This is a genomic window from Micromonospora lupini, from assembly GCF_026342015.1.
Taxonomy (GTDB): domain Bacteria; phylum Actinomycetota; class Actinomycetes; order Mycobacteriales; family Micromonosporaceae; genus Micromonospora; species Micromonospora lupini_B.
The window spans coordinates 1,021,710-1,034,776 of sequence record NZ_JAPENL010000003.1; the positions used below are offsets into that span (position 1 = coordinate 1,021,710).

Here is a 13,067-nt window from a genome sequence, read left to right on the forward strand (position 1 = left end):
CAGATCTCCGCCCCTCGGGCGGTTTTGCCGGAATTCGCCCTCTACGGCGCGGGCTGCGCGGTGTGCGGTGTGTGGTGTGTGGTGTGCGGTCAGCGCAGCAGGGCGTCGTCGGCGGTCAGCACGTCGTCGAGGTGCGCGCTCTCCAGGTGCAGCTCGGCCAGCAGGTCGACGCGGCCGAGCTGACGGGCGACCTTGGCCACGACCCGTTCCGCGACGGCAAGCGACCGCATCGAGAGCAGCCGACCGCGGCTCTCCCGGCGGAGCACGAAATAGTGCACGGCGACGCGGACCTGCCCCCGGTCGGCGGCGCTGGCCTGGGCGGTGGAGACGACCAGCTCCCGCAGGCAGCGGGCAAGGCGTTCGGCGAGCTCCAGCTCGGGCCCGTGCAGACCGCCGCGGAGCGTGGCGAGGTGACTGTCGACCTTGCGGATCAGCACATCGGTGCCGGGTTCGACGTGTCGCGGCTCGGCGGTCATCCGATCCCCTCCACCCGGTTCGCGTTGCGGGTGAAGTTACTTTATGTTGCTCCGTACAAGCAAGCAGTTAAGTGAGACTTAACGTATTAATGACGCATCCATCGCTTTTTCCGGCCAGCCCGGCACGTTCCGCCGTGGGTCGCTCGTGGTTGTCGTACCGGCGGGGCAGGATGGATCGGTGACCGAGGGAGATGCGGACAGGGGCGGGGTGCTCGACGGGTTCGGCCCGGCCACCCGCGCCTGGTTCGACGCCGCCTTCGCCGCGCCCACCGCCGCCCAGACCGGCGCCTGGCGGTCCGTCGCCGCCGGGCGCAACGCCCTCGTCGTGGCGCCCACCGGCTCCGGCAAAACGCTCGCGGCCTTCCTCTGGTCGCTGGACCGGCTGGCCCGGGAGCCGGCGCCGGCCGAGGCGCGGCAGCGGTGCCGGGTGCTCTACGTCAGCCCGCTCAAGGCTCTCGCCGTCGATGTGGAGCGCAACCTGCGCGCCCCGCTGGCCGGCATCCGGCAGGCGGCGACCCGGCTCGGCGTCACCCCGCCGGACATCACCGTCGGCATGCGCACCGGCGACACCCCTGCCGACGAACGACGCGCCTTCGCCCGCACCCCACCGGACATCCTCATCACCACGCCCGAGTCGCTGTTCCTGCTGCTCACCTCCGCCGCTCGGGACTCGCTGCGCGGCGTCCAGACGGTGATCGTGGACGAGGTGCACGCGGTGGCCGGCAGCAAGCGCGGCGCCCACCTCGCCCTCTCGCTGGAACGCCTCGACGAGCTGCTGCCCGCGCCGGCACAGCGGATCGGCCTCTCCGCCACCGTCCGGCCGATCGACGCCTGCGCCCGGTTCCTCGGCGGCGCCCGGCCGGTCGACGTCGTGCAACCGGCCACGGCGAAGACCATCGAGGTCAGCGTGCAGGTCCCCGTGGAGGACATGACCCGGCTGGACGAGCAGGAGCAGCCCCCGGAGGATTCCCTCGGCGGTCCCGGGCCACGCCGGGCGTCGATCTGGCCAGCCGTCGAGGAGCGGGTCTTCACCCTCATCGGGCAGCACCGCTCGACCATCGTCTTCACCAACTCCCGCCGCAGCGCCGAGCGCCTCTGCGCCCGCCTCAACGAGCTGGCCGCCGAGGCGGTGACAGCCGAGGCGCTGTCAGCCGAAGCAGGGGCCGCCGAAGCAGGGGCCGCCGAAGCAAGAGCCTCCGAGGCGGCGGTCTCCGCAGCAGGGGCATCCGCGTTGGCGGAGGGTGCGGTCGGCGTACCCGAGGGGTTGTCGACGGACGACGACCCGGCGGCCGACGGCGGCCCGGTGTCCGGCGCACAGCGGTGGGGTGGCCCCGCCGGTCCGCTGCGCAACCGGCCGCCGGCCGAGGTGATGGCCCAGTCCGGTGCGGCCGCTGGTGCGGCACCCGTGATCGCCCGCGCCCATCACGGCAGCGTCTCCCGGGAGGAGCGCAAGCACATCGAGGAAGCGCTCAAGTCCGGCCAGCTCCCGGCGGTGGTGGCCACCTCCAGCCTGGAGCTGGGCATCGACATGGGCGCTGTCGACCTGGTGGTGCAGATCGAGGCGCCGCCGAGCGTGGCCGCCGGGCTGCAACGAGTCGGCCGGGCCGGGCACCAGGTGGGCGCCGTCTCCCGGGGGGTGGTCTTCCCCAAGCACCGCGGCGACCTGCTCTCCTGCGCGGTGGTCGCCGAGCGGATGACCGACGGCGCGATCGAGGAGCTGCACTACCCGCGTAACCCACTGGACGTGCTGGCCCAGCAGATCGTCGCGATGGTGGCGCTGGAGCCGTGGGCGCTCGGCGACCTGGCCGTGCTGGTCCGTCGGGCCGCGCCCTTCGCCGAGCTGCCCGACTCGGCGCTGCACGCCGTGCTGGACATGCTCTCCGGCCGCTACCCGTCCACCGCGTTCGCCGAGCTGCGTCCCCGGCTGGTCTGGGACCGGGCCAGTGACCTGCTCACCGGCCGCCCCGGCGCGCAGCGGCTGGCCGTGACCAGCGGCGGCACCATCCCCGACCGGGGCCTGTTCGGGGTCTTCCTGGCCGGTGCCGAGCGGGCCGCCCGGGTCGGTGAGCTGGACGAGGAGATGGTCTACGAGTCGCGGGTCGGCGACGTCTTCCTGCTCGGCTCCTCGTCCTGGCGCATCGAGGAGATCACCCCGGACCGGGTGCTGGTCTCCCCCGCGCCCGGCCAGGCCGCCCGGATGCCGTTCTGGAAGGGTGACCAGCTGGGCCGCCCGGTCGAGCTGGGCCGGGCCATCGGCGCGCGGGTGCGTACCCTGCTGCGGTTGAGCGACGAGGCGGCGCTGACCGCGCTGCGCGACGGCGGGCTGGACGACTGGGCCGCCGCCAACCTGATGGCGTACCTGCGCGACCAGCGGGAGGCCACCCGTTCGCTGCCCGACGACCGCACGATAGTGGTCGAGCGGTTCCGCGACGAGCTGGGCGACTGGCGACTCGCCGTGCACAGCGTCCTCGGCGCGCGGGTCAACGGGCCGTGGGCCCTCGCCGTGGGCCGCCGGCTGGCCGAGCGGTACGGGGTGGACGCCCAGGTGATGCCGTCCGACGACGGCATCGTGGTGCGCCTGCCCGATACCGCCGACGAGCCGCCCGGCGCCGACGTGGTGGTCTTCGAGCCGGACGAGATCGCCCAGCTCGTGGAGGAGTCGGTCGGCACGAGCGCGCTGTTCGCCGCCCGTTTCCGGGAGTGCGCCGCCCGCTCGCTGCTGCTGCCCCGCCGCGACCCGCGCCGCCGCCAGCCGCTCTGGCAGCAGCGGCAACGCGCCGCGCAACTGCTCGACGTGGCCCGCGAGTACGCCGACTTCCCGGTCACCCTGGAGGCCGCCCGGGAGTGCCTCCAGGACGTCTTCGACCAGCCGGCGCTGGCCGGGCTGATGCGCGACCTGGCGGCCCGCAGATCCGGCTGGTCGAGGTGGAGACCAGCGCGCCGTCCCCGTTCGCCCGTTCGCTGCTCTTCGGCTACGTCGGCGCGTTCCTCTACGAGGGCGACGCCCCGCTCGCCGAGCGCCGGGCCGCCGCCCTCGCGCTGGACTCCACCCTCCTCGGCGAGCTGCTCGGCCGGGTCGACCTGCGCGAACTGCTGGATCCGGCGGTGCTCGCCGAGACCGACAGGCAACTGCGGTGGCTGACCGACCAGCGCCGCCCGCGTGACGCGGAGGACGTGGTCGAGCTGCTGCGGGTGCTCGGCGACCTGAGCGACGCCGAGTTGACCGAGCGGGGTGTGCCGGAGGGCTGGCTGACCGAGTTGGAGGCCACCCGCCGGGTGCTGCGGGTCCGGATCGCCGGCGAGCAGCGCTGGGTGGGCATCGAGGACGCCGCCCGGCTGCGTGACGCCCTCGGCGTGGCGCTGCCGGTCGGGGTGGCCGAGGCGTACCTCGCCCCGGTGGCCGATCCGCTGGGCGACCTGGTGGCCCGCTACGCCCGCACCCACGGGCCGTTCGCCGCCGCGAGCGGCGCGGCCCGCTTCGGACTCGGAGTGTTCGTCGTCGAGCAGGCGCTGCGCCGCCTCGCCGCCACCGGCCGCGTCGTCTCCGGGGAGTTCACGCCCGACACGGCAGGCGCCCAGTGGTGCGACGCCGAGGTGCTGCGGATGCTGCGCCGCCGTTCGCTCGCCGCGCTGCGCCGGGAGATCGAACCGGTGCCGCCCCGGGCGCTTGCCACGTTCCTGCCCCGCTGGCAGCAGGTCGGCTCGTCCGGCCGAGGTGTGGAGGCGCTCGCCGCGACCGTGGAGCAGTTGCAGGGGGCCGCGGTGCCGGCGTCCGCGCTGGAACGGCTGGTGCTGCCCGGCCGGGTCGCCGACTACTCCCCCGCCCAGCTCGACGAGCTGTGCGCCAGCGGTGAGGTGCTCTGGGCCGGTTCGGGGGCGATCTCCGGGGGCGACGGCTGGGTCACCCTGGCGTACGCGGACGCCGCGCCGCTGCTACTCCCGCCGCCCGACGAGGCGCTGACCCGCACCCCGCTGCACGACGCGGTGCTCGACGCGCTCGGCGACGGGCAGGCACTGTTCTTCCGGGCGCTGGCCGACCGGGTCGGCGCCACCGACGACGCCGCCCTGACCGGGGTGATCTGGGACCTGGTCTGGGCCGGTCACCTCACCAACGACACCCTCGCCCCGCTGCGGGCGGTGCTCGGCGCCGGTGGCGCGCACCGGTCGCGGCCCTCTGCCCCACGCACGCGTTACCGGCGGCCCGGTCGGGTGGCGCTGCCCACCCGGGGCGGCCCACCGACAGTCGCCGGCCGCTGGTCCCGGCTCCCGGACCGCGACCTCGACCCGACCCGACGGGCCGCCGCCCTCGCCGACGTGCTGCTGGAGCGGCACGGGGTGGTCACCCGCGGCGCGGTGATGGCCGAGCAGGTGGTCGGTGGATTCTCGGCGGTCTACCCGGTGCTGTCGGCGCTTGAGGAGCGCGGCGCGGCCCGCCGGGGCTACTTCGTCGAGGGCCTCGGCGCGGCGCAGTTCGCGGTGCCCGGCGCGGTGGACAGGCTCCGCGCGCTTGCCGACCCGGCCGACGGTGGTCGTGGCCGGGGCGCCCCCGCCACGGTGCTGGCCGCCACCGACCCGGCCAACCCGTACGGTGCGGCGCTGCCCTGGCCGGAACGCGTCGTCGACTCCGGTGACGGAGCCACCCCCGCGACGGGGCACCGGGCCGGCCGCAAGGCGGGCGCCCTCGTGGTGCAGGTCGGCGGTGACCTGGTGCTGTACGTCGAACGCGGCGGCCGGACCCTGCTCTCCTTCACCGACGACGCCGAAACCCTCGCGGCGGCCGGCAAGGCGCTCGCCGACGCCGTCCACTCCGGAGCGTTGGGCGCGATGTCTGTGGAGCGGGCCGACGGCGAGGCGGTGCACTCGTCGCCGCTCGGTGACGCGCTGACCGCCGCCGGCTTCCGGGCCACCCCGCGCGGCCTGCGCCTGCGCGGCTGACCCACCCGCGCGGCGTCGAGTCGGCGGACGGCGGCCGGCCACCGCACGACCACCACGACCGCCGCCTGTCGAGCGAGCCTCCCGCCTGGTCGCCGTCACCTGGACGACCCACCTCAGGCCACACCGCCACGCAGCCACCGCCGTCGGCCGGTCTGTTTCCGTTGACCGGCATACCTGTGAGTCATAGATATGACTCACAGGTATACCGGTCACGAGACACACATGCCTCGGACCACCGACGCCACGCGGCCAGCGGCCAGCGGCCAGCGATCGGCTGCGGCGGTCAGTGGAGGCTGTTGAGGGTCTTCTCGTAGCGCGGGCGGTCGGCCGCCGGGGTCTTCGCCTCGAGGTAGTTGAGCACCACCGCGCCGCGCCGGTACGACTGGCCACCCCACGTCTCGGCGATGTCGCCGGCGCTGGTCTCGTCCGGAAAGACGTAGACGGTGACGCCGTCGGTGGCGACGATCTCGGAACAGCCCAGACCCAGGCCGTCCGGTCCACAGTCCACCGAGCGGTCCTTCGGGTGTGTCACGCGCAGACCGGCGGCCCGGAACGCGTCGACCACCTGCCGAGCGCCCGGAGCGCCGGGCGGACGCGGGGGCAGCACCACAGGCGGTGGGCTGGCCAGCCGGCGCTCGATCGGCCCCTGCGGGGCCGCGGGCGGCACGGCCGACGGCGGGGCTGGCGGTGCGGGACTGCTCGGGGGCTGGGTGACACCGGCGGGGTTTGACGGGGCCACCGACGGTGTCGGCGCGCTCGCGAGGCCGCTCGCCGCGGGAGCGGTGACCGGCGAGACGGACTGCGCCGCGCTTGGCTTGTCGTCACTGCCGCAGGCAGCGGTGAGGGCGACGGCGACCAGCAGGACCCCGACGGCGGGCAGGCTCCGATGTGTCACCAGGGCAGTCTGCCGGGCGACGCCGGCCGCCGGCAGTGGCCGGTCGGTCACCGCGTTGTCCCATATCCGCCACCCGGCGATCGGCCGTGCGGCGACCGGGGCACGTCGACGGTTAACCTGCCGGCATGGCTGTCACGCACTGGGTCTCGTTGACCACCGACTACGGCCTCACCGACGGCTTCGTGGCCGCCTGCCACGGGGTGATCGCCCGGATCGCGCCAGCCGCCCGGGTCATCGACGTGACCCATCTGGTGCCGCCGGCGGACGTCCGGCGCGGTGCCGCCGTGCTGGCGCAGACGGTGCCGTACCTGCCGGTGGGCGTCCACGTGGCGGTTGTCGACCCCGGGGTGGGCACCGCCCGGCGGGGCGTCGCGCTGGCCACCCCGGGCGTGCGCCCGGGCGACCTCCTGCGGGTGGCCGGGTGACATTCGACTATGGAATGCTGCCCCGGTGGGTGAACACGTAGTTCCCGTGGGCTGTCCCTGTTGTGCCTCTCGGACCGGCGGCGGGACCTGCCCGGTCTGCTTCTGGACCGACGACGGTCAGAGCGACGCCGACGCCGACGCGGTGCGCGGTGGCGCCAACGGTGACCTGAGCCTGTCGCACGCCCGGCTCAACTACGCCGTGTACGGGGCGAGCCACCCGCGTTACCAGGACATGGTGCGCCCCGCCCGCCCCGACGAGCGTCCCTGACGACACCCGCCGGGCGGTATCGACTCAGCAGACAGGCACGGCGCCGCCGTAGACCGCCGAGATGTACGCGTGGCTGACGTACTGCCCGGTGGCCAGGCGGTTCCACCTGGTGGTGGTGCGGTACGGGCCGACGACCGACTGACCTGTGACGTAGCACTGGATCGGCACGTTCGCGAACCGCGCGGCGAGGCCACGGACCGCGTACGACGTGCCGGGTCCGCTGCGGATGTTCAGCGGCCCGTCGCCGACGACGCCGCGCGGCCCGCCGCCGGTCCACAGGTAGGCGACGTCCACCCAGGCGTTGGTGGTGAGTCGCAGGCCGTCGATGAAGGTGCCGTCGGCGAGGTCGATGCCGGCCGGGTTGAGCACCGTACGCCCGAACTGGTCCCGCCCGCCGTTGTAGCCGGACTGGTACGCGGCCTGCGCCTCGGGCCGGCCCTGCGGCAGGTTCTTCCAGTTCTCCCGCACGGCGGACGGGTTCCAGTAGTCGTCGCGGGTGTTCCACGGCCCGACGTCCCAGACCGGGGCGTACTCGCAGCGGGCGCCCGTGGTGGTGCAGACCCGCACGGTGTAGTCGCCGCTGTTGAGCGGGGAGAGGCCCCGGCGCGACGGTAGCGCCGCGAAGTGGTCGCGCGCCTGGATGGTGTGGCCGTTGGCGGTCAGCTCGCCGACCAGGCCGATGCGGGTGGCGTACACCCGGTAGGTGAGGCCGGGCGTGGCGGCGGAGACGGCTGCCGTCGCGTCGGCGGTGAGCTGGACGGCGCGTACCGTCGCGGTGGCGCCGCCGGCCCGCGCGGTCAGCACCACCCGGGTCTGCACGTGGCTGACCGGCCGGTCGAAGACCACGCCGGCGGTCGCGGCCCGCCATTCGGTCCAGCCGCTGATCCGCCATCCGCGGACCTGCGCCTCCACTGTGGCGCCGGCGGGGACGTCGGCGGTGATCTCGGCGCGGACCCGGGTGGCCGGTCGGGTGAGGGTGCGCGGCGCGGTGAGAAGCATGCCCTCGGCGACCGCGCTGTGCGGGCTGCGGGGGCTGCGGCCGCCCGCGCGGGCCTCGCGCAGCCGCAGCCCGGCGGGGGTACGCCTGACGTTGACGTCGTCGCGGTTCACTGTCGACAGGTCGGCGCTCCACCGTTCGCCGGCGGCTGCGACGGCGGTCAGGGTGAGCGAGGGTCCGGTCGCGGAGGGTGCGGTCGGGGATGCGCCGATCGCGGACACGGCGGCCGCGGCGAGGGTGAGGGCGAGGGTGGCGGTGAGGGTAGCGGATCGGATACGACAATGAGGTCGCGTCATGGCATTCTCCTCAGAACCCCCCTGACCCTTCCATGTCTGTAGATCACCAGGAACCTGAGTACAAATAGCGACACATGCGAATCATGCTCGAAAGAGGGAGAATGGCAGGATGCCCGAAGGCGACACCGTCTGGAACACGGCCCGCGTGCTGCACCGCGCGCTGGCCGGCGCGCGGCTCACCGGGTCCGACTTCCGGGTGCCGCAGCTCGCCACCACCGACCTGACCGGGTGGACCGTCAGCGAGTCGGCCAGCCGGGGCAAGCACCTGCTGCTCCGCCTCACTTCCCCGGACGAGGCGCGGTGGACGCTGCACTCCCACCTGCGGATGGACGGCGCCTGGCGGGCGTACGCGCCTGGGGAACGGTGGAGCGGCCGCCCGGCGCACCTGATCCGGGTGGTGCTGCGCACCCCCGGCGCGGTGGCGGTCGGCTACCACCTGCACGAGCTGGCTCTGGTGCCGACCGCCGAGGAGGACGGCCTGGTGGGCCACCTCGGGCCGGACCTGCTCGGCCCGGACTGGGATCCGGCCGAGGCGGTCCACCGGCTCGCCGCGCACCCGGAGCAGAGCATCGCCGAGGCCCTGCTCGACCAGCGCAACCTTGCCGGGGTGGGCAACCTCTACAAGTGCGAGGTGCTGTTCCTGCGGGGCGTGTCGCCGTGGACGCCCGTCGGCGCGGTGCCCGACCTGCCCGGCACTGTGGCGCTCGCGCAGCGGCTGCTGGCCGCCAACCGGGGCCGCTGGACGCAGAGCACCACAGGTTCGCTGCACCGGGGTCAGACAAGCTACGTGTACGGCCGCCGCGCCCAGCCGTGCCGCCGCTGCGGCACCGCCATCCGCAAGGAGGAGCTGGGCGAGCGGGTCACCTACTGGTGCCCGGTCTGCCAGCCGGAGCTTCCGGGCACGCCTTCGTCCGGCTGACCAGGGCCCTCGTCGATCGAGGTCTGCCCAGAAACGGACGATTGGGTAATTCCTAACCGGCCTCCGACGTCGCATGCTGCGGTTGAGTGCTCACCGCCCGTCAGCAGAGTGCCGGGGGGCCGCCACGCCGGGGTGGCGATCCTCCTGCCCCAACCTCGGGGAGAGTCATGGCGATCTTCCGCAGACTCCGCTCCACCTTCTTCTACCGGCCCACCCCCGACAGCCTCGGCCGGACGGTGTCCGTCCCGGCCGCGCGTACCGCCGAGGAGGCCGCCCCCACGACGAGCCTGGACCCGACCGCGGTGCCGCGCTGTTTCGGGCCGGTGCCGAACGTCGCGTACAGTCCCCGCCCGACGCGCGCCCCCGACGGTCGGCCGATGCCGGGCACCGGGCTGCGGAAGTTCGTCGACGCGCTGCCGACCCCGGGCCGGGCGAGCGGCACGGACCTCGTCGGGCGGTTGCCGGTGGCCGTGCCCGACACGATCAGCTACCCGGGCTGCGACTACTACGAACTCGGGCTCCAGGAGTACGCGCAACGCCTGCACCGGGACCTGCCGGCCACCCGGCTGCGCGGCTACCGGCAGCTCAACCTGGGCACCGACGCGTCCGGCCACAACACGGTGGCGCCCCCGGAGCGGCCCTGGCACCTCGGCCCGATGATCCACGCTAGGCGGGGCCGGCCGGTCCGGGTGAAGTTCATCAACCAGCTTCCCACCGGCCGTGCCGGCGAGCTGTTCCTGCCTGTCGACGAGACGGTCGAGGGGGCCGGCATCGGCCCGCTGGACGGCCCGGCGCCGTACCCGCAGAACCGGGCGGTGCTGCACCTGGCCGGGGCGCAGACCGGCTGGACCAGCGCGGGCACTCCCGGGCAGTGGATCACCCCGGCCGGGGAGATCACCCCGTACCCGACCGGGGCGGGCCTGACGCCCGTGCCGGACATGCCGCCGCCCGGAGCGGGCGCCACCACGCTCTACTTCCCCAACGAGCAGAGCGGCCGACTGCTGTGGTTCCACGACAACACCCTCGGCCTGGCCCGGCTCACCGTCTACGGCGGGCAGCTCGCGCCCTACCTGCTCACCGACCCGGTCGAGAATCAGCTCGTCGCCGACGGGGTCCTGCCGGCCGAGCAGCTACCCCTGGTGATCGAGGACAAGACGTTCGTGCCTGACGACACCCAACTCGCCGCCGAGGACCCGACCTGGGACCGGGAGCGGTGGGGCGCCCGGGGCAGCCTGTGGCACCCCCACGTCTACCAGCCCCGGCAGAACCCGTACCGCTCCGGGGGACGCAACCCGACCGGCAGGTGGGACTACGGCCCCTGGTCGCGCAGTCCCGCCCCGGACGGCAGCCGCGCCGACGGCGGGCCCACTGTCGACGGGTGGCCGCTTGCGGACCGGATCGCCGGCGGGCCACCGCCTACCGGACCGGGGCCGGTGCCGAACCCGCACCACGACCCCGTCGGCGCGCCCGCCGAGCCGCCGCTGCGCCCCGGGGTGCCGCACCCGTCCGCGGTGCCCGCGGCGTACGGCGACACCCCGCTCGTCAACGGTGTCGCCTACCCGTACCTGGAGGTGCGCCCGCGCACGTACCGGTTCCGCATCCTCAACGCCTGCCTGGACCGCAGCCTCAACCTCCAGCTCTACCGGGCCTGCTCGGACGCCCCGATGTGGACCGACGGCGGCGCTCTGGCCGACGCGGACGCCGGCGAGGTGCCGATGGTGCCCGCCGTACGGGCGCCGGACCGGCCGGCCGGCTGGCCGAGCGACGGGCGCGACGGCGGTGTGCCGGACCCACGGGCCGCCGGCCCGGAGTTCGTCCAGATCGGCAACGAGGCAGGGTTGCTGCCCGCCCCGGTGGTGCTGGCGAACCGGCCCATCGGGTACCGCTACGACAGGCTCGACCCGACAGTGCTGAACGTGGACGGGCACACGCTGCTGCTCGCTCCGGGTGAGCGCGCCGACGTGCTCGTCGACTTCTCCACGGTGGCCCCGGGCAGCACGCTGATCCTCTACAACGACGCCCCGGCCCCGCTGCCCGGCTTCGATCCGCGCTACGACCAGCACACCGACGCGCCGGACCGGACGGCCGAGGGCGGCCCGCCGCCCACCGAGCCCGGGTACGGCCCGAACACCCGGACCCTGCTCCAGCTCCGGGTGAGCGGTGTGCCCGAACCGGCGTACGACCTGGCCCGGCTGCGGGAGCGACTGCCCGGGGCGTACGCGGCCAGCCAGCGCCCGCCGATCGTGCCGCAGCCGGCGTACGACCCGGCGTTCGGCAGCCGGACGGCGGCCGAGACGACCGTGTCGGCGCACGCCGACACGGTGACGTTCACGCCGCTGGGCGGCGCCGGCCCGGTGACCCTGCCGATCGAGGTCAAGGCCACGCAGCAGGTCTTCGAACCCGGTCACGGCCGGCTGGCCGGGCGGCTCGGTGTCGCCCACCCGCACGCCGGGCCGCTCGCCCCGGCGACCCTGCCGCTCGGCCCGACCGACCCGGTGACCGAGGTGCTGTACGCCGCCGACCCGGCCGTACCTGTCGGCGCGCCGGCCGACGGCACCCAGCTCTGGCGGATCAGCGGCAACGTCCGGCAGACCGAGCCGCTGCACTTCGGTGGCTGCGACGTGCAGCTCGTCAACCGGGTCGGCTGGGACGGCACGCAGCGCCCCCCGCACGGGACGGAGCTGGGCTGGAAACAGATCGTCCGGGTCAACCCGCGGGAGGACGTGGTGGTGGCGCTCCGCCCCGTCGCGCCGGCCCTGCCGTTCAAGTTGGGCGACAGCGTCCGGTTGCTCGACCCCGGCCGTCCACCCGGTGCGCGGGTCGGATCGACGCCGCTCAGCCCGACCGACGGGCGACCCGCCGTGGTGGTCAACCAGATGGTCAACCTCGGTTGGGAGTACCGCTGGCACAGCCAGCTCGCCGGCCACCGTGACCTGGGCATGAGCCGCCCGCTTGTGCTGCGGGTGACGCCGCGGGCGCCCACCGGGCTGACCGCCACGCCGGTGCCCGGGTCGGCCACCGCGTTGCCGGCGATCGCCCTGGCCTGGACCGGCAACGGCGGACGCCCGGCCGCGACCAGCCACCTGCTGCAACGGGCCACCGACGCGGCGTTCGGCGGCGACGTCACCACGATCACCGTCGCGGCCACCGCCACCCGCTACACCGACGCGACGGTCACCCCGGGCGTGACCTACCACTACCGGATCCGGGCGGAGAACGACGTCAGCTACTCGTCCTGGTCGAACAGCGTGCCCGCCTCGGTGCACCTCGCCGCGCCTGGTGCGCTGATCGCGGCGATCCCGCCCGCCGCGCCGCTGCGGGTGGCCCTGCGCTGGACGAACCGCTCCTTCGCCACAGGCATCGACGTACAGCGCGCCACCAACCCGACGTTCACGAGCGGCCCGGGCACCACGGCGATCGGGGTCGGCGACAACCACCTGGACACCACTGCCGCCGCGGACACCACGTACTACTACCGGGTCCGCACGACCTACCTGGGCGCCGCCTCGGCCTGGTCGACGGTGGCCGCGGCGAGCACCCCTCCCGCGCCGGGCACCCCGAGCGAGGTGACCGCCGCCGCGAGCGCGCCGGGGCCGGACACCGCAACTGTGGTGCTGGGCTGGACGGCGCACACGCCCGCCGGCCCGGGGTCCGGGTTCATCGTGCAGCGGGCGCTGGACCCGGCGTTCGGCCAGGAGGTGGCGACCTTCACGGTGACCGGTCGCGGCTTCACCAACACGGGGCTGGCCCGGGGCGTGACCTACCACTACCGGATCCGGTCGTTCAACGTCGTCGGCAGCTCGCCGTACACGGGCCCGATCCCGGTCACGACCCCACCGTGACGGGTGGGTCCTCA

General features: G+C 74.7%; 6 protein-coding genes and 2 pseudogenes. 5 read left to right on the forward strand and 3 right to left on the reverse strand.

Annotated features, from left to right (window positions below):
- Positions 1-89 precede the first annotated feature (89 nt).
- Positions 90-476 (reverse strand): hypothetical protein, encoded by a 387-nt coding sequence (locus tag OOJ91_RS32705; protein ID WP_266251193.1) that lies wholly within the window; start codon positions 474-476, stop codon positions 90-92.
- 178 nt (positions 477-654) lie between these two features.
- On the opposite strand from OOJ91_RS32705, the pseudogene OOJ91_RS32710 reads away from it, so the two are divergent.
- Positions 655-5,411: pseudogene (locus tag OOJ91_RS32710) on the forward strand (Lhr family helicase).
- 283 nt (positions 5,412-5,694) lie between these two features.
- Here OOJ91_RS32710 and OOJ91_RS32715 read toward each other — a convergent pair.
- Entirely contained in the window at positions 5,695-6,306 is a 612-nt protein-coding gene (locus OOJ91_RS32715; protein ID WP_266251195.1) for a hypothetical protein, read from the reverse strand.
- 125 nt (positions 6,307-6,431) lie between these two features.
- Here OOJ91_RS32715 and OOJ91_RS32720 point away from each other — a divergent pair.
- Together OOJ91_RS32720 and OOJ91_RS32725 are read left to right on the forward strand one after the other, a co-directional pair.
- Positions 6,432-6,683: pseudogene (locus tag OOJ91_RS32720) on the forward strand (SAM-dependent chlorinase/fluorinase); the annotation flags it as partial.
- Between the two features lie 73 nt (positions 6,684-6,756).
- Positions 6,757-6,999: a CPCC family cysteine-rich protein gene (locus OOJ91_RS32725; protein WP_039905669.1), complete on the forward strand. Its 243-nt coding sequence runs from the start codon at positions 6,757-6,759 to the stop codon at positions 6,997-6,999.
- 24 nt (positions 7,000-7,023) lie between these two features.
- Here OOJ91_RS32725 and OOJ91_RS32730 read toward each other — a convergent pair whose 3' ends face one another.
- Positions 7,024-8,292: a hypothetical protein gene (locus OOJ91_RS32730; protein WP_266251198.1), complete on the reverse strand. Its 1,269-nt coding sequence runs from the start codon at positions 8,290-8,292 to the stop codon at positions 7,024-7,026.
- Between the two features lie 109 nt (positions 8,293-8,401).
- On the opposite strand from OOJ91_RS32730, the gene OOJ91_RS32735 reads away from it, so the two are divergent.
- Together OOJ91_RS32735 and OOJ91_RS32740 are read left to right on the forward strand one after the other, a co-directional pair.
- The gene (locus tag OOJ91_RS32735) at positions 8,402-9,211 is read left to right on the forward strand and encodes a DNA-formamidopyrimidine glycosylase family protein (protein ID WP_266251199.1); all 810 of its coding nucleotides are present in this window, start codon (positions 8,402-8,404) and stop codon (positions 9,209-9,211) included.
- A gap of 167 nt (positions 9,212-9,378) precedes the next feature.
- Positions 9,379-13,053 (forward strand): hypothetical protein, encoded by a 3,675-nt coding sequence (locus OOJ91_RS32740; protein WP_266251200.1) that lies wholly within the window; start codon positions 9,379-9,381, stop codon positions 13,051-13,053.
- Positions 13,054-13,067 lie beyond the last annotated feature (14 nt).